Origin of the sequence: Nocardioides marinisabuli, assembly GCF_013466785.1 — a bacterium.
In the GTDB taxonomy this organism is placed as follows: Bacteria; Actinomycetota; Actinomycetes; order Propionibacteriales; family Nocardioidaceae; genus Nocardioides; species Nocardioides marinisabuli.
In genome coordinates this window covers 421,909-438,081 of record NZ_CP059163.1, presented here as the reverse complement: position 1 = coordinate 438,081, position 16,173 = coordinate 421,909, and the positions used below count along the sequence as shown (strand labels likewise).

Below are 16,173 nucleotides of genomic sequence, written 5' to 3'. Positions count from 1 at the left end.
GTCGTGAGGACCCCACGGGTGAGCATCGGGCTGCCGGTCTACAACGGCGCCGACTACCTGGCCCAGTCCCTCGACGCCCTGCTCGGGCAGACCTACGAGGACCTCGAGGTCGTGGTCTCCAGCAACGCCTCGGACGACGGCACCGACGAGCTGCTGCACGAGTACGCCGCCCGCGACCCGCGGGTGCGGGTCGAGCGGCTGCCGCGCAACGTGGGCGCGGCGGCCAACCACGACGTCGTGCTGCGCCGCGCGCGCGGCGAGCTCTTCAAGTGGGCCTCGGCCGACGACCTCTACGCCGCCGACCTCGTCGAGCAGTGCGTGCGGCTGCTCGACGAGCACCCCGACGCGCTGCTGGCGCACTCGTGGACGGCGGCGGTCGACGAGGCCGGCACGGTGGTCCAGGCCCACGAGTACCCGCTGCTCACCAACTCCCGGCAGGCCTCGCGCCGCTTCCGCAGCATGCTCCTCGACGGCGACCACATGCCCGGCGCCCTGCGCTCGGACGACTTCTACGGCCTGGTGCGTGCCGACGTGCTGCGGCGGGTGCGTCCGCACGACAGCTTCTACCGCGCCGACCACGTGTTCGTCAGCGAGCTGGTGCTGCACGGCCGCTTCGTGCAGGTGCCCGACTGGCTGTACTTCCGACGCCACCACAGCGGCCGTCTCTCCCACGACGAGGCGACGGTGCGCTCGTGGTGCGCCTCCCTCGACCCGCGGCGCGAGGACCGGCTGCGCCACCCCACCGCGCGGCTGGTCGGCGAGATGGTCACCGGCTACGTGGGCGCGGTGCAGCGCTCGCCGCTGGACGCCGCCGAGAAGCGCGCCTGCCTGCGCGCCCTGGCGCAGTGGGGCGCCTCGCGCGCCGCGCGCCGGCTCGGGGGCGGCGACCCGGGCGTCCCCGCCGAGGAGTACGACGTCGCGCCGCAGCGTCGCGACCTGGCGGCCCGGGTGGTGGCCGGCCAGGCGGCGCACCCGTGAGCGGCCCCCGGATCGGTCTCCTGGGCCGGCTCGGGTCGGGCAACCTGGGCAACGACGCGAGTCTCGAGGTGGTGCTGGACCTGGTGCGCCGCCGGCGGCCCGACGCCCGGGTCGGGGTGATGTGCTCGGGGCCCCGGGTGGTCTCCGAGCGGTACGCCGTGCCCGCCGTCGCCCTGCACCACTCGGCCGGCCACGGCCCGGCGGCGTGGCGGGTGCTCGTGGGGGTCGTCGTCGACGCCGTGCGCGTCAGCGCCTGGGTGCGCCGGCAGGACGTCGTCATCGTGCCCGGCATGGGCACCCTCGAGTCGACGCTGCACGAGCGTGCCTGGCAGATGCCCTGGACGCTCTTCGTGATGGCGCTCAGCGGACGGCTGTGGCACACACGGGTCGCCCTCGTCGGGGTCGGGGCCGGCGCCGTGCCCGAACCCGTCCAGCGCTGGCTCCTGGTCGCGGCGGCGCGGATGGCGGGCTTCCGCTCCTTCCGCGACGAGCAGTCGCGCGAGGAGATGCAGCGCATGGGCCTGCGCAGCCACGACCCGGTCGTGCCCGACGTGGTGCTGGCCCTGCCCGTGCCCGAGCGGCCCGCGCCACCGGCGCGCAGCGTGGGCGTCGGGGTGATGGCGTGGTCGGGCACCAACGGCGAGCGCGGGCGCGCTGCCGAGCTGGCGGCGGCGTACGTCGTCGAGATGGGTCGCGTCGTGTCCCTGCTGCTCGAGCGCGGCTTCGCGGTGAGCCTGCTGGTCGGTGACGACGACGACGTGCCCGTGGCCAGGCGGGTGGCCGCCATCGTCGGCGAGGACCGGGTCACGCTGGTGCTGCCGACCACCCCGGCCGAGCTGGTCGAGGCGGTCGCGTCGGTCGAGGTCGTGGTGGCCACCCGCTACCACAACGTCGTCGGCGCGCTGCGCTGCGCGACCCCGGTCGTGGCCCTGTGCTACGCCCCCAAGCACCACGCGCTGATGGCCATGATGGGGGTCGGGGAGCTCTGCCACGACCTGCGCGGCCTCGACGCGGGGCGCCTGGTCGACCAGGTCGAGGACGTGCACGCGCGGCGCCAGGCGGTCCGGGCCGGGCTGGTGCGCCGGCTCGAGGAGGTCCGCCCGGTGCTCGAGGAGCACCTCGGCGCGGTGGCCGGTCGCGTCCTGCGCGCCGCCCCGGAGGTCCCGGCATGACCGGGCTGGCGGGGCCGACCGCACGCCGCTCCGCGCTGCTGCGCACGGCTGGGCGCCTGGGGTGGGGGGTGGCCGACCAGGGGGTCTCCAGCGCCAAGAACTTCGTCCTGGGGGTCTTCGTGGCCACGACGCTGGGAGCCCAGAGCCTCGGCGCGCTCGGCCTGGTGCTGGTGACGTACGCGATCGTGCTGCAGGCGGCGCGCGGCCTGGCCACCGACCCGCTGATGGTGCGCTACACCGGGACCGAGCCGCGGGCCTGGCGCTCCTCGAGCGCCGCCGCCACGGCCATGGCGACCGCCGTGGGCGTGGTGGCCGGTGCGGTCTGCCTCGCCGGCGGCGCCGTGCTGACCCGCTGGGTCAGCGGCGAGGGCGGGGCGGCATTCACCGCGCTGGCGCCCTGCCTGCCGCTGCTGGCGCTCCAGGACAGCTACCGCTACGCCTTCTTCGCCGCCGGTCGCGGCGGCGCTGCCTGCGCGACCGACATGGTGTGGGCCGTCTCGCTGGTGCTGCTGCTGCCCCTGGGCGCGCCCCTGGGCCTCGACGGCATCGCCTGGGCGGTCGTGGCCTTCGGCGCCGGTGCCGGTCTCTCCACCCTGTTCGCAGCTTGGCAGGCCCGGACCCTGCCCGACCCCCGGCGGGTGGTCTGGTGGTGGCGCGAGCACCGCGACCTCGGCTCCCGCTTCCTGGGCGAGAACATGACCCTGGGCGTGGGTCAGCAGGTCACCGTCCTGGTCGTCGCCGCCGTCGCCGGGCTCGGGGCGCTGGGCGCCATCCGCGGGGCGGAGATGCTGATCGGGCCGGTGGCCAGCCTGCTGATGGGGATCTCCCAGGTGGCGGTGCCCGAGGCCGTGCGCGCCCGCGCCCGGGGTCGTACGGCGCTCGAGCGGCTGTGCCGCGCCCTCAGCGGCGGACTGGCCGCCGTCGCGCTGCTGTGGGGTGTCCTGGTCTTCGTGGTGCTGCCCTACGGGCTGGGCGACCGGCTGCTCGGGGAGGTCTGGCAGGACGCGCACGCGCTGCTGCCGGCCGTGGTGGTCGGGGCCACGGCGGGCTGCCTGCACGTCGGCCCGTCGGCCGGGCTGCGCGCCCTGGGCCGGGCCGACCTGACGCTGCGCATGCAGGCGCTCGTGACCACGATGTACGCCGTCATGGGCACCGCCGGCGCGGCGTACGCCGGCGCCGGGGGCATGGTGTGGGGCACCGCCGCCGCGTCCTGCCTGGGCGCCGTGGTGTGGTGGACGGCGCTCGACCGGGCCGCGCGCGCGGCGCTGCCGCTGCCGCCGGCCACCGCGCTCGTGCCGGCCGAGGAGCTGGACGGCCGTGTCGCCTGAGGTGCTGGTCGCCACGGTGATGCGTCGCGAGGGCGGCAGCGGGGTGCAGACCCACGTGCGCACCCTGGTCGAGCACCTGGAGGCGGCGGGGTCGCCGGTGCGTGTGGTGAGCCCGTTCGAGGCCGGGTCGCCGCTGGTGCGACCCGTCTTCGCGGTGCGCCTGGCGCTGCGGCCTGTCTCGGGGGCCGCCGGCGTGTGGTGGTACCGGTACTGGCACACCGCCTTCCTGCGTGCGGCGCTGGGCCCCGCCCTGGCCGCGGCGCGCGAGGCTGCTGCGGTCCCGCCGGTGGTCTACGCCCAGTGCCCGGGCTCGGCGCTCGCGGCGCTCGAGGTGCGCGACCGGCTGGGTGCCTCGTCGGGCGGTCGGTCGCCGGTGGTGATGGCGGCCCACTTCAACGTCTCGGAGGCCGACGAGTGGGCCGGGAAGGGCGAGATCCGGCCCGGCGGACGGCTCTTCCGCGCCATCCGCGACCTGGAGGCCCGGGTGCTGCCGCGGCTCGACGGCCTCGTCTTCGTCTCCGAGGCGGCCCGGCGCGACTGCCTGGCGCGGGTGCCGGCGGCGGCCGCGGTGCCCTCGGTGGTGGTGCCCAACGCCGTGCCCGCCGCGGCGCCGTCCCCGTCAGCGGGGCCGCTGCGCGACCTGGTCACCGTCGGGTCGCTGGAGCCGCGCAAGAACCAGGGCTACCTGCTCGAGGTCGTCGCCGAGGCCCGCCGGCGCGGCCGGCGCTGCACCCTGACCGTGGTCGGCGACGGGCCGCAGCGGCGCGAGCTCGAGCGCCGCGCCGTGGCCCTGGGCGTCGAGGACGACGTGCAGCTCGTCGGGCACCGCAGCGACGTGCCCGCCTGGCTGGGTCGGCACCGCGTCTACTGCCACACCGCGCTGACCGAGTCGTTCGGCATCGTGCTGGCCGAGGCGATGCGCGCCGGCCTGCCCGTGCTCGCCGGCGCGGTCGGCGGCATCCCCGAGGTGGTGCGCGACGGCGTGGAGGGGCGGCACTGGCCGCTCGACGACGTCGCCACCGCCACCGACCTGCTGCTCGGGCTGCTCGACGACGACGACGCCCGCCGACGGATGGGTCGGGCGGGATCGCAGCGGGCCGCGGACGTGCTCGGCGCCGACGTGGTGTGCCCCCGGCTGCTGGGCTTCCTGGCCTCGCTCAGCGCGCGGGGAGCGCCGGCCCCAGCAGGTGGCGGACCTCGCTGAGCGGCCGGGCCGCCCGGTCGCCCGCCGACAGGCAGGTGACCGGCAGCGGCCAGGCGACCGCCAGGTCGGGGTCGTCGTGCGCGATCGCCAGCGACTCGGCCGGGTCGTGGGGGCGGTCGATGCGGTAGGAGGTGTCCGACGGCTCGCGCAGCGACTGGAACCCGTGGGCGCAGCCGGCCGGGATGTAGACCGAGCGCTGCGACTCCTCGGTGAGCTCGAAGCCCTCCCACTCGCCGTACGTCGGCGAGCCGGGGCGCAGGTCGACCACCACGTCGAGCAGCGCACCGCGCGAGCAGCGCACCAGCTTGGCCTCGCCGCGACCGGTGCGCACGTGCAGCCCTCTCACCACGCCGCGGTGCGAGCGCGAGACGCTGTCCTGCACGAAGTCCTCGGCGCGCACGCCGTGCTCGCGCGCCACGTCGGCGTCGAAGGTGCGCACGAACCAGCCGCGCTCGTCGAGCACCGGCTCGGACTCCATCACCAGCACCCCCGCGATCCGGGACCGTGTCACCTGCACGCCGACCACCTCCTGGTCCGAGCCTCGCGCGCGGGCCCCGGCCCGGCCTCACGAAATTGGGGTAATCGGTCCGTTCGCCGCGGCCCAGCCCCCGGAGGGGCAGCAGTCTGGTGGCTCCAGCGACGAGGAGGACGAGCATGGGACCACGCAGCTGCCGGCTCTGCGGGGCGGACCTGAGGACCACCTTCGTGGACCTCGGGATGTCACCGCCGTGCGAGAGCTACCTGGCCGAGGAGGACCTGGACCGGGCGGAGGTCTTCCACCCGCTGCACGTGCGGGTCTGCGACGAGTGCCTGCTGGTCCAGCTGCCGGCCTACATCCCGGCCGAGGACATCTTCAGCGACTACGCCTACTTCTCGTCGTACTCCGACTCCTGGGTGCGCCACTGCGAGCGGTTCGTGGAGACCGCCGTGGAGCGGCTCGGGCTCGACGGCGACTCGTTCGTGGTCGAGGTCGCCAGCAACGACGGCTACCTGCTGCAGCACAGCATCGCGCGCGGCATCCGCTCGCTGGGCATCGAGCCGGCCGCCAACGTGGCCGTGGCCGCCGAGGAGCGCGGCGTGCCCACCGAGGTGCTCTTCCTGGGCGAGGAGACCGGTCGCAAGATCGCCGACGTGCACGGTCGCGCCGACCTCGTCGTGGCCAACAACGTCTTCGCCCACGTGCCCGACATCGTCGACTTCAGCCGCGGCATGCGCGAGCTGGTGGCCGACGACGGCCGGGTGAGCATCGAGATCCCGCACCTGCTGCGCCTGGTCGAGGGCCGCGAGTTCGACACGATCTACCACGAGCACTACTCCTACCTCTCGCTGCTGACGACGCAGCGGGTGCTCGCCGCGGCCGGGCTCACCGTCGTCGACGTCGAGGAGCTGCCCACCCACGGCGGGTCGCTGCGCACCTGGTCGGCGCGCACCGGGACCGCGCCGGACCCGTCCGAGGCGGTGGCCCGGGTGCTGGCCGAGGAGGCCCGTGCCGGGCTGCACACGCTCGAGGGGCACGCCGGCTTCGCGGCCTCGGTCGCCGAGGTGCGCGACGACTTCGTGGAGTTCCTCGTCGACTGCCGCCGGCGCGGGCGCACCGTGGCGGCGTACGGCGCTCCCGGCAAGGGCAACACCCTGCTCAACCACTGCGGCGTCCGGGCCGACCTGCTGTCCTTCGCGGTCGACCGCAACCCGCACAAGCACGGCAGGTTCCTGCCGGGCACCCACATCCCGGTGCTGCCGGTCGAGGCGCTGGCCGAGGCCCGCCCCGACTACGTGGTGATCATGCCGTGGAACCTCCGCAAGGAGATCACGGCCCAGCTCGGCTACGTGGGCGGGTGGGGCGGCCAGCTGGTCGTGGCCCTGCCGCACCTCGAGGTCTTCCAGGCCGGACCGGCCTGACGAGAGGAGTACGACATGAAGGTGGTCCTTTTCTGCGGCGGGCTCGGCATGCGCATGCGCGCCGACAACCAGTCGCTGCCCAAGCCGATGATGCCCATCGGGAGCAGGCCGGTGCTGTGGCACGTGATGCGCTACTACGCCTACTTCGGCCACACCGAGTTCGTGCTGTGCCTGGGGCACGGGGCCCAGGCGGTGAAGGACTACTTCCTGAACTACCAGGAGACCGCCTCCAACGACTTCGTGCTCACCAAGGGCGGCTCCTACATCGAGATGCTCGGCACCGACATCAGCGACTGGACCATCAGCTTCATCGACACCGGCATGGACACCGCGATCGGTGAGCGCCTGCGCCGCGTGCGCCCCTACCTGGAGGGCGACGGCACCTTCCTGGCCAACTACGGCGACGTGCTGACCGACGCCCCGATGGACGAGCTGGTCGCCCAGTTCGAGGCCAGCGACGCCGTGGCCCAGATGCTCGCGGTCAAGCCCCAGGACTCCTTCCACGTCGTCGACGTCGACGCGGCCGGCCAGGTCTCCGGCCTGGTGCCGGTCGCCGACATGTCGCTGTGCATCAACGGCGGCTACTTCGTGCTGAGCCAGGGCATCTTCGACTACCTCGAGGAGGGCGACGACCTCGTCATGGACGGGTGCGTGCGCGCTGCTCGCGACGGCAAGGTGCGCGCGGTGCGCTACGACGGCTTCTGGGCGCCCATGGACACCCTCAAGGAGCGCACCGCCCTGGAGGACAAGTACCGCCACGGGATCAGCCCCTGGGCGCTGTGGCGCGACCGCCCCGTCCAGCCCGGGCACCCGGTCACCCCCGTCGCCCTCTGACCCGGCGCAGATCTCGCGCTGACCCGGCGCACATCTCGCGCTGACCCGGCGCAAACCTGCTCCGACCCGGCAGCAGGTTTGCGCCGGGTCAGCGCGATGTTCGGGCCGGGTCGGCTACTCGGTGCTGCTGCCGGCGTCCTGGAGGTAGGGCTCGCTGCGCCACTGCGCCCAGGTCACGAAGCGGCCGGCCTCCATGGCCATGAAGAGCCACGGGCCGCGGTAGGTGTTGTCCCACCAGCGGTTGTCCTGCTCGAGGGTCACCGCGGTCTCGACGACGGTGCCCTGGAAGGGCGAGTGCGGGGGATAGGTGCCGAAGTTGGAGAAGGCGCCGTTGACCCCGCAGATCTTCTCCGGCGTGCACTGGGGCCCCAGGGCCGTGGGGTCGAGCTCGAAGAGGTTGTCGTGCACGTGGACGTGCTGGGACTTCCAGCGGCAGTCGTCGTAGTAGGGGTCCTCGCCGATCAGGTCGGGGTCGGCGCAGGTCTCGAAGGTCGCGACCTCGGGGTTGACCAGGGTGCCGTCCTGGGTCGGGTTGGCCGGCGAGCCGGCGTACCGGTCGGCGTTCTCCCAGACCGCCACCCCGCCCCAGTTGTCGGTGAAGCGGTTGCCGCTGATCACCAGGGCCTCGCCGTGCAGCCGGCCCGCGCGCGGGTCGGCGCCCGACTCCGAGACGTAGATCGCGGGTGTCGGGAAGCCGGGGTTGCGCGGCCCCTTGACGGTGCCGTTGCCGACGAAGGCGTTGCCGACGATCGCGGCGTTGTAGCTGGTCTCGTAGACCAGGCCCTCGGCGTCGTTGTGCTCGACCAGGTTGCCCTCGATGGTGAAGCCGGTGTTGTTGTTGTCGGCCCACAGGCCGGGGCCGGTGTTGTGGTGCACCCAGTTGTCGGTGATCACCGCCTGCGTGGTGGCCCAGAACTTGCCGCCGCCGGTACACCCGCAGGTCGGGATGCGGCGCTCCCAGTCGGCGGTGTTGTTGTGGCTGATCTCGTTGTGGTGCAGGACCACGTCGCGCGGGCCCCCGGGCGAGAAGGCGCTGAAGCCGTACTGACCGTTCTCGGTCAGGCAGTTGTGGCGCACCACGGCGCCGCTGCCGAGGAAGACCCCGGCCCCGCCGTTGCGGCGCAGGGTGCTGTGCTCGACGACCCAGCCCGGGGCGCTGTCGTGGTTGACGACGCCCTGGTTGCGGTTGTCGAGCCGCCCGCCGAACCCCTCGACGGTCAGGTGCGCGACGCGGACGTCGGCGGCGGCGCCGGTGAAGGCGTAGAGGTTGGTGCCCGCGCCGTCGAGGACCGCGCCGGGTGCACCGATGAAGGTGTCGCCGTCGTGCGGGCGCACCGAGTCGTACGCCGTCTCGCCGAGGCGGTGGCGCCCCGGGGCCAGCCAGAACGTGGTGCCCGGCGGAGACTCGCTGACCACCAGGGGCAGGTCGTCGTCGGGCTCGACGACCACGGCGCCGTCCGGGGGCTCGGCGGGCCCGTAGAGGGAGTCCGACCCGCACACGGGGGCCGGCGGCTCCCGTGGTGCCTCGGCGCGGGCGGTCGGCGCCGCTCCGGGCCCCCCGCTCGGGCCTGCGTCGTCGGCGCTGGAGCCGGCGGGCGCGGTGCGCACCGCCGCCAGCGCGGCGACCAGCACGAGGACGAGCCCGACCCAGCCCAGCATCGGCAGACCGGGGCGGGAGATTCGCAGACCTGGGGGCACCCGGCCACGGTAGGTCGGCGTCGCCGCGCCGCGGGGCGGTCGCGGTCGGTCTACCGCATATCGGGGACCCACGCCCCGGACCGTCCCGTCGGGCCGTCGGGGATCGCAGGATCGCGGGGACGGCGGCGTGCGCGACGCGGGGGCCGACGGGGAGGGGGAGCGACGTGCTGGAGCTGGACATCGGGGCAGGAGCGCTGGAGGTGGTGTGCCTCGGTGCGCACCCCGACGACATCGAGATCGGGTGCGGGGGGACGCTGCTGCGCCTCGCCCAGCGCCCGGGCACCACGGTCGGCGCGCTCGTGCTCACCGGCACGCCCGACCGGGTGCGCGAGTCGGAGAAGGCGCTGGAGCAGCTGTGCCCAGGCACCCGGCCGGCCTGCGCGGGCCTGCCCGACGGGCGGCTCCCCGAGCACTGGGGCGAGGTCAAGCAGGCGCTCGAGGACCTCGCCGCCGAGCGGAGCCCGCACGTGGTGCTGGCGCCGCGGGCCGACGACGCCCACCAGGACCACCGGCTGCTGGGGCAGCTGGTGAGCACGGTGTGGCGCGACGCGCTGGTGCTGCACTACGAGATCCCCAAGTGGGACGCCGACCTGCGACCGCCCACCCACTACGTGCCCCTCGACGAGGCGACCGCCCGGCGCAAGTTCGAGGTGCTGGACAGCTGCTTCCCCAGCCAGCACGGTCGCGACTGGTGGGACGAGGAGACCTTCCTGGGCCTGATGCGGCTGCGCGGCGTGGAGTGCCGGGCCCGGTACGCCGAGGGCTTCCACGCCGCGAAGGTGCTGCTCGGTCTCGGGGCACCCGCCCGGGAGGCCGCCTCGTGACCCGCGACTTCAGCCGGTCGTTGCGCGCCCAGGCCCGCCTGCACGAGCTGGTGCCCGGTGGTGCGCACACCTACGCCCGGGGCAGCGACCAGTACCCCGAGCGGATGGCGCCGGTGATCGCGCGCGGGTCCGGCGCCCGGGTCGAGGACCTCGACGGCAACGTCTTCGTGGAGTTCGGCATGGGCCTGCGCTCGGTCACCCTGGGCCACGGCTTCGCCCCCGTGGTCGACGCGGTGTGCCGGGCCGTGCGCGACGGGGTCAGCTTCACCCGGCCCTCGATCTGGGAGCTGCGGGCCGCGGAGCGCTTCCTCGAGCAGGTGCCCGGCGCCGACATGGTGAAGTTCGCAAAGAACGGCTCCGACGTCACCACCGCGGCGGTGCGCCTGGCCCGCGCGGCCACCGGCCGCCCGCTGGTGGCGGTCTGCCGCACCCAGCCCTTCTTCTCCACCGCCGACTGGTTCATCGGCTCGACCGCGATGCCCCACGGCGTGCTCCCGGCCCACCGCGAGGAGACCGTCGGCTTCGACTACAACGACCTCGACTCGCTGCGCGCGCTGCTCGACGAGCACCCGGGCCGGGTCGCCTGCGTGGTGATGGAGCCGGGCTCCGCGGCCGCCGAGCCCGACCCCGGCTTCCTCGAGGGCGTACGACGCCTGGCCGACGACGACGGGTTCGTGCTGGTCTTCGACGAGATCATCTGCGGCATGCGCTGGTCGCGCCACGGCGCGCAGCACGTGTACGGCGTGCGCCCCGACCTGTCGTGCTGGGGCAAGGCGCTGGGCAACGGGTTCCCGGTCGCGGCCCTGGCCGGGCGCCGTGAGCTGATGGAGCTCGGCGGCCTGAGCACCGAGGCCGAGCGGGTCTTCCTGGTCTCGACCACGAACGGCGCCGAGACCGGCGGGCTGGCGGCGTACCTGGCCGTGGACGACGAGTACGCCCGCCGCGACGTGGTGGGCGAGATGGTCGAGCGGGGCAGCCGCCTGGCAGCAGCGGTGCGCCAGGAGGTGGCCGAGGCGGGCCTGGGTGAGCACCTGGTGCTGCACGGCAGGCCCGCCTCGATGGTCTTCGCCACCCTCGACGCCCAGGGGCGGCCCTGCCAGGCGATGCGCACCCTGTTCCTGCAGGAGCTGCTGCGCCACGGCGTGCTGGCCCAGTCGTTCGTGGTCTCGGCGGCGCACACCGACGACGACCTCGACCTCGCGGCCGGGGCGGTGCGCCACGCGCTGCCGGTCTACGCCCGGGCCCTGGAGCAGGGCGGCGTCGACGGCCTGCTCGACGGCCGACCGGTGGCGCCGGCGCTGCGCCCGCTCGCGGCCCCGCGCCGGCTCGGCTGAGCGGCGGGAGCGGCGCCGGGGCTCAGCGCCGCTGGGTCTCGGCGTGCCGCTCGAGGTAGCACTCGACCTGGCGGTCCAGGGCCTCGCGGGGCGCCTCGCCGCGGGCCACCGACTGCTCCCAGTCGACGGTGAGGGCGACGGCCTCCTGGGCGCGCAGCACCGGGCGCCAGCCCAGCTCGGTGCGCGCCAGCGTGGAGTCGAGGGCGAGCAGGCCGGCCTCGTGCGGGCCCGGGTCGCCGGTCGAGCTCCAGCTCGCCCCGCCGCCCCACTGGCGTGCCATCAGGTCGGCGACGTCGGCGACGCTGAGCGTGTCGGCCGACGACGGTCCGAAGTTCCAGCCGCGGTCGTGCGCGCGGCCGGGCAGGTGCTCGGCGACGGTGAGGTAGCCGCTGAGCGGCTCGAGCACGTGCTGCCACGGCCGTACGGCGTCCGGTCGCCGCAGCCGGGCGGGCTCGCCGGCCGCGAACCGTGCGACCAGCTCGGGCACCAGGGCGTCGGGGGTGGCGTCACCCCCGCCCACCACGTTGCCGGCGCGCGCGGTGGCCACGCCCAGCCCGTCGCGGGGGAAGGAGGCGACCATGGAGTGGGTCAGCAGCTCGGCGCAGGCCTTGCTGGCGCTGTAGGGGTCGTCGCCGCCGAGAGGCTCGACCTCGCGGTAGCCCCAGTGCCACTCGTTGTTGCGGTAGACCTTGTCGGTGGTGACCACGACGCAGCTGCGCACGCGGGGCACCGCGAGCACGGCCTCCAGGACCGACAGGGTGCCCTCGACGTTGCTGGAGAACGTCTCGCGCGGGTCGCGGTAGGACTCGCGCACCACCGACTGGGCGGCCAGGTGCAGCACGGTCCCGGCGCCGGAGGCCTCGAGGGCGGCGGTCAGGGCGGCGGTGTCGCGGATGTCGCCGACGTGCTCGGAGGCGAGGTCCTCGGCGCAGCGCGCGCGGGTGTGCAGGAAGTGCTCGGGCGTGGCCAGAGCGTAGCCGTGCACCCGCGCACCCAGGCGGTGCAGCAGGCGGCTGAGCCAGGCGCCCTTGAAGCCGGTGTGGCCGGTGACGAGCACGTCCCGGTCCCTCCAGTGGGCTGGGTCCATGGCCGGTGAGGCTAGTGGGGCGACGGGGTCGTCCGGGCCGCTGCGGGCCGGGCGTACCCAGTTGTGGGGAGCCCCGGCCGCTCGCGCCCCGTCCCGGCCGGCGACCGGGGAGGGTGGCGCGGTGGGCGACGACGAGGCAGCGGGCCGCAGGCAGCGGGTCCGCGCGCGCATGCAGCGCCTCTACCCCCTGTGCCGCAGCATCACCGGCGACGGGGTCCGGGCCACCCTCGACGTGCTCGAGGAGGACCTGCCCCCCGGGGTCGCGATGCAGCGCCACGAGGTGCCCTCCGGCACCCGGGTGCACGACTGGGTCGTCAACGACGAGTGGAACGCCCGCGCCGCCTGGATCGCCGACGCGACCGGCCGGCGCCTGGTCGACCTGGCGCGCCACACCCTGCACCTGGTCGGCTACAGCGTGCCCGTGCGCGCCTCGATGAGCTTCGAGGAGCTGCGCCCGCACCTGCACACGATGCCCGACCGGCCCGACTGGATCCCCTACCGCACGACCTACTACGAGCGCACCTGGGGCTTCTGCCTGGCCCACCGCGACCTCGCCGTCCTCGAGGAGGCGGCCCGCCTCGGGCCCTTGGAGGTCGTCGTCGACACCACGGTCGGGCCCGGGTCGCTGACGTACGCCGAGGTGGTGCTGCCCGGCGACGAGCCCGGCGAGATCCTGCTGACCGCGCACCTGTGCCACCCCTCGCTGGCCAACGACAACCTGTCGGGCCTCAGCGTGGCCACCGAGCTGGTGCGCGAGCTGGCCGGGCGTCCGCGCCGGCTGGGGGTGCGCCTGCTGCTGGCGCCGGGGACGATCGGCTCGATCACCTGGCTGGCCCGCAACGGCGAGCACCTGCCGCAGGTGCGGCACGGGCTGGTGCTCACCGGCCTGGGCGGTCCGGGCCCGCTGGTCTACAAGCGCACCCGGCGCGCCGACCGCCCCGTCGACCGCGCGGCCGAGCTCGTCGTGCGCGCCCACGGCGGGCAGGTGCGCGACTACTCGCCGTACGGCTACGACGAGCGCCAGTTCAACGCCCTGGGCTTCGACCTGCCGGTCGGACGGATCTCGCGCACCCCGCACGGCGAGTACCCCGAGTACCACACCTCGGCCGACGACCTGGCCTTCGTCACCGACGACCAGCTGGCGGCGTCGTACGACGCGGTCCTGGAGGTGGTCGAGGCCCTGCAGGCCGACGTCACCTACCGCAACCTGAGCCCGTACGGCGAGCCGCAGCTGGGGCGCCGCGGCCTCTACCCGACCACCGGGGGGAAGAACGCCACCGACGCCGTGATGGCGATGCTCTGGCTGCTGGCGGCCTCCGACGGGGCCACCTCGCTGGTCGAGGTGGCGGCGCTCGCAGGGGTGCCGGTGGCGGTGCTGCACTCCGCGGCACGCGACCTGGAGTCGGCCGGGCTGCTCGCCCGCGAGCAGGCCCCGGTGGACGCTCACCAGTATTGGTCATCTTCGGCGCGAGCCGCGTGCGCGGCCCAGCGGCCTTCCTAGGCTGCCGCCACGGGTCGGGAGGACCCGCTCGACGGCGGGGAGGGGGTGGGCTGCGTGGACCTTGCTGCCCGACCTGAGAGCAGCGAACCGGCCTCGTCGGCGGCGCGCTCCGCCACCGGTTCGCGGGTCCTGTTCGTGTCCGGCAGGCACCTGGTCGGCGACGCCATCCGCGTCGCCCTGGAGAGCCGCGGGCTCGAGATGGTCTCGCCGCCCGCCACCGACGCCGACGGCGTGGAGAGCATCGAACCCTTCTCCCGCCACCGGCTCGCCGGTTGGCGGGTGGGCGCCGCGCTGGTCGTGGGCGACTTCCTCACCGAGGCCCAGCGCGAGGCGGTGCGCAGCCTGCCCCGCCTGGCCCTGCCGTGGCTGCTGCTGGTCGAGGAGCCCGCCGACCCGCGGTGGACCGACCTGGTGGCCTCCGGCGCCAGCACCGTGGTGCCGAGCTCGATCGGCCTCGACGAGCTGGTGCGGATCCTCGACGACCTCGCCCTCGGGCGCCCCCTGGCCTGGCCTGGGCGCGAGGAGCTGGAGGAGGAGTGGCGCCGCCGCCGCGAGGAGCAGGAGCAGGAGCAGCAGCGGATGAGCTCCCTGAGCCCCCGCGAGCGCTCGGTGCTGGCGCTGCTGCACGACGGGCTGTCGGTGCGCGAGGTAGCCGAGCTGACCGGCGTGCGCGAGGGCACCGTGCGCAGCCAGGTCAAGGCGGTGCTGCGCAAGCTCGGCGTGAGCTCCCAGCTCGCCGCGGTCGCGCTGTACGACCGCTGGGCCCCGCCCGCCGACCGGCCCTGACCGCGACCCGGCGCCAGTTCCTCGCCGAGTCGGCGCCACTTCCCGGAACTGGCGCCGACTCGGCGAGGAAGTAGCGCCGGCTCGCGGTCAGTAGGCGCCGTGGTGGCCGAGCACGGCCCGCACGGTGCGGGCCAGGATCCAGGCGTCGAGGCGCAGGCTCCAGTTGTCGACGTAGCGCGAGTCGAGCCGCACCGTCATCGCCCAGGGCAGGTCCGAGCGGCCCGAGACCTGCCAGAGCCCGGTGATGCCGGGCCGCACGGCCAGACGCCGCAGCGCGTCCTCGTCGTACGCCGTCACCTCGCCGGGCAGCGGCGGCCGCGGGCCCACCAGGGCCATGTCGCCGCGCACCACGTTGACCAGCTGGGGCAGCTCGTCGAGCGAGAGCCGGCGCAGCCAGCGCCCGGCCCGGGTGACCCGGGGGTCCTGGCGCATCTTGAACAGCGCGCCGTCGCTCTCGTTGTGCTCGCGCAGGTCCTCGAGGCGTGCCTCGGCGTCGACGTGCATGGTGCGCAGCTTGAGGATCGAGAAGACCTCGCCGTCGCGGCCCACACGCTGCTGCCGGAAGAGCGCCGGGCCGGGGGAGTCGAGGCGCACGAGCGCCATGAGGGCCAGCATGAGGGGGGTGAGGACCACCAGCGCCATGGCGCAGGCGCCACGCTCCCAGGCGGTCTTCAGGGCCCGCCTGGGGCCGGTCAGGTCGGCGTGGCGCACGTGCAGCAGCGAGAGGCCGCCGGTGCGGCGCAGCACGGCGCGACCGGAGTCCACGTCGTGCAGGCCGGGGCCGATGAGCAGGTCGACGTGGTCGCGCTCGAGCAGCCAGCCCAGGCGACGCAGCGAGGCGGCGTCGAGGTGGCGGCAGGGGAGCGCGACCACGCACTCGCCGCGCTGCTCGCGCACCAGGTCGGGCACCGACGCGAAGCCCGAGGCGGTCGGCAGGTCGATGCCCGCGCAGCCCTTGGGGCCCGCCACACAGACCCCCACCACCTCGACGTCGGTGCTCTCGCGCAGCTCCTCGGCCAGGCGGCGGACCTGGCGGCGGTGGCCCACCAGCACCACCCGGGTGCGTGGGGGCCGGCGCAGGGAGGAGAGCAGGCGCATCCCGCCGCTCGTCGCGCTGGCCGCGCCGGCCGCGGCGACCAGCTCCTCGACCGGCACCAGGATGCCGGTCAGCGCGCTGAGCAGGGCGCCGAGGGCGACCAGGTGCAGGCCCGAGAGCCCGATGCGCAGCAGGTCGGAGCGACGCGGCACCGGGCCCGGGTCGTAGGTGCGGGCCAGGCCCAGCAGCACCACCCAGGCGAGCCCGAAGGCGACCGCGAGCGCGGGCCCGGGCACCAGGTCGGGCGGCAGCAGCACGATGGCCACCACGACGGCCGCGAGACCGTCGGTGGCTGCCATCCAGTACCACCGCGTGCGGCGCTGGCCGGGCCGCGCGAGGCCCTCCACGCTGCGGTGGGCGACGCGCGGGCCCTGGTCGGCGTAGGCGCTCATGGACCCCCCTCACCTCGCACCGTCTGTCGGCCCCGTGCTG

14 protein-coding genes are annotated in these 16,173 nt (G+C 75.0%); 10 read left to right on the top strand and 4 right to left on the bottom strand.

Going from position 1 to position 16,173, the window contains the following annotated elements:
• Positions 1 to 18 precede the first annotated feature (18 nt).
• From H0S66_RS02065 to H0S66_RS02050, 4 genes are read left to right on the top strand one after another with little or no spacing between them, the layout of a single operon-like run.
• Entirely contained in the window at positions 19 to 978 is a 960-nt protein-coding gene (locus H0S66_RS02065; protein ID WP_218876204.1) for a glycosyltransferase family 2 protein, read from the top strand.
• Positions 975 to 2,150, top strand: coding sequence for a polysaccharide pyruvyl transferase family protein (locus tag H0S66_RS02060; protein WP_179613901.1), 1,176 nt, complete (start codon positions 975 to 977; stop codon positions 2,148 to 2,150). Before H0S66_RS02065 ends, H0S66_RS02060 begins: the two co-directional genes overlap by 4 nt.
• Positions 2,147 to 3,478, top strand: coding sequence for an MATE family efflux transporter (locus H0S66_RS02055; protein ID WP_179613900.1), 1,332 nt, complete (start codon positions 2,147 to 2,149; stop codon positions 3,476 to 3,478). Before H0S66_RS02060 ends, H0S66_RS02055 begins: the two co-directional genes overlap by 4 nt.
• Complete coding sequence (locus tag H0S66_RS02050) at positions 3,468 to 4,682, top strand: glycosyltransferase family 4 protein (RefSeq protein ID WP_179613899.1); 1,215 nt, start codon at positions 3,468 to 3,470, stop codon at positions 4,680 to 4,682. The genes H0S66_RS02055 and H0S66_RS02050 overlap by 11 nt, the downstream gene beginning before the upstream one ends.
• Here H0S66_RS02050 and rfbC read toward each other — a convergent pair.
• A complete protein-coding gene (rfbC, locus tag H0S66_RS02045) occupies positions 4,636 to 5,199 on the bottom strand; it encodes a dTDP-4-dehydrorhamnose 3,5-epimerase (RefSeq protein WP_258017065.1) in 564 nt (187 codons plus the stop codon). The genes H0S66_RS02050 and rfbC overlap by 47 nt on opposite strands.
• A 137-nt stretch (positions 5,200 to 5,336) precedes the next feature.
• Here rfbC and H0S66_RS02040 point away from each other — a divergent pair, with 137 nt between their 5' ends.
• Together H0S66_RS02040 and H0S66_RS02035 are read left to right on the top strand one after the other, a co-directional pair.
• The gene (locus tag H0S66_RS02040; protein WP_179613898.1) at positions 5,337 to 6,581 is read left to right on the top strand and encodes a class I SAM-dependent methyltransferase; all 1,245 of its coding nucleotides are present in this window, start codon (positions 5,337 to 5,339) and stop codon (positions 6,579 to 6,581) included.
• Between the two features lie 15 nt (positions 6,582 to 6,596).
• Positions 6,597 to 7,415 carry a sugar phosphate nucleotidyltransferase gene (locus H0S66_RS02035; RefSeq protein ID WP_179613897.1) on the top strand — a complete coding sequence of 273 codons (819 nt, stop codon included), beginning with the start codon at positions 6,597 to 6,599 and terminating at the stop codon, positions 7,413 to 7,415.
• A 114-nt stretch (positions 7,416 to 7,529) separates the two neighbouring features.
• On the opposite strand, the gene H0S66_RS02030 is transcribed toward H0S66_RS02035, so the two are convergent.
• Entirely contained in the window at positions 7,530 to 9,113 is a 1,584-nt protein-coding gene (locus H0S66_RS02030) for a right-handed parallel beta-helix repeat-containing protein (RefSeq protein WP_218876203.1), read from the bottom strand.
• 164 nt (positions 9,114 to 9,277) lie between these two features.
• On the opposite strand from H0S66_RS02030, the gene H0S66_RS02025 reads away from it, so the two are divergent.
• Both H0S66_RS02025 and H0S66_RS02020 read left to right on the top strand, forming a co-directional pair.
• A complete protein-coding gene (locus H0S66_RS02025; protein ID WP_179613896.1) occupies positions 9,278 to 9,937 on the top strand; it encodes a PIG-L deacetylase family protein in 660 nt (219 codons plus the stop codon).
• Positions 9,934 to 11,271: a glutamate-1-semialdehyde 2,1-aminomutase gene (locus H0S66_RS02020; RefSeq protein ID WP_179613895.1), complete on the top strand. Its 1,338-nt coding sequence runs from the start codon at positions 9,934 to 9,936 to the stop codon at positions 11,269 to 11,271. The genes H0S66_RS02025 and H0S66_RS02020 overlap by 4 nt, the downstream gene beginning before the upstream one ends.
• Positions 11,272 to 11,293: 22 nt before the next feature.
• Here the strand turns inward: H0S66_RS02020 and rfbG are convergent, their stop codons facing one another.
• On the bottom strand, positions 11,294 to 12,358 hold the full coding sequence (gene rfbG / locus H0S66_RS02015) for a CDP-glucose 4,6-dehydratase (protein ID WP_179613894.1): 1,065 nt from the start codon (positions 12,356 to 12,358) through the stop codon (positions 11,294 to 11,296).
• A 121-nt stretch (positions 12,359 to 12,479) separates the two neighbouring features.
• Here rfbG and H0S66_RS02010 point away from each other — a divergent pair, with 121 nt between their 5' ends.
• A complete protein-coding gene (locus H0S66_RS02010) occupies positions 12,480 to 13,859 on the top strand; it encodes a DUF4910 domain-containing protein (protein WP_258017064.1) in 1,380 nt (459 codons plus the stop codon).
• 135 nt (positions 13,860 to 13,994) lie between these two features.
• Positions 13,995 to 14,645, top strand: a complete 651-nt coding sequence (locus tag H0S66_RS02005) for a helix-turn-helix transcriptional regulator (protein ID WP_179613893.1) — start codon at positions 13,995 to 13,997, stop codon at positions 14,643 to 14,645.
• Between the two features lie 87 nt (positions 14,646 to 14,732).
• Here H0S66_RS02005 and H0S66_RS02000 read toward each other — a convergent pair whose 3' ends face one another.
• On the bottom strand, positions 14,733 to 16,133 hold the full coding sequence (locus H0S66_RS02000; RefSeq protein ID WP_179613892.1) for a sugar transferase: 1,401 nt from the start codon (positions 16,131 to 16,133) through the stop codon (positions 14,733 to 14,735).
• Between the last annotated feature and the right edge of the window lie 40 nt (positions 16,134 to 16,173).

Coding starts and splice junctions, on each gene's coding strand:
- H0S66_RS02035 (WP_179613897.1), top strand. CDS start 6,597: ATGAAGGTGGTCCTTTTCTGCGGCGGGCTCGGCATGCGCATGCGCGCC.
- H0S66_RS02040 (WP_179613898.1), top strand. CDS start 5,337: ATGGGACCACGCAGCTGCCGGCTCTGCGGGGCGGACCTGAGGACCACC.
- H0S66_RS02055 (WP_179613900.1), top strand. CDS start 2,147: ATGACCGGGCTGGCGGGGCCGACCGCACGCCGCTCCGCGCTGCTGCGC.
- H0S66_RS02000 (WP_179613892.1), bottom strand. CDS start 16,133: ATGAGCGCCTACGCCGACCAGGGCCCGCGCGTCGCCCACCGCAGCGTG.
- rfbG (WP_179613894.1), bottom strand. CDS start 12,358: ATGGACCCAGCCCACTGGAGGGACCGGGACGTGCTCGTCACCGGCCAC.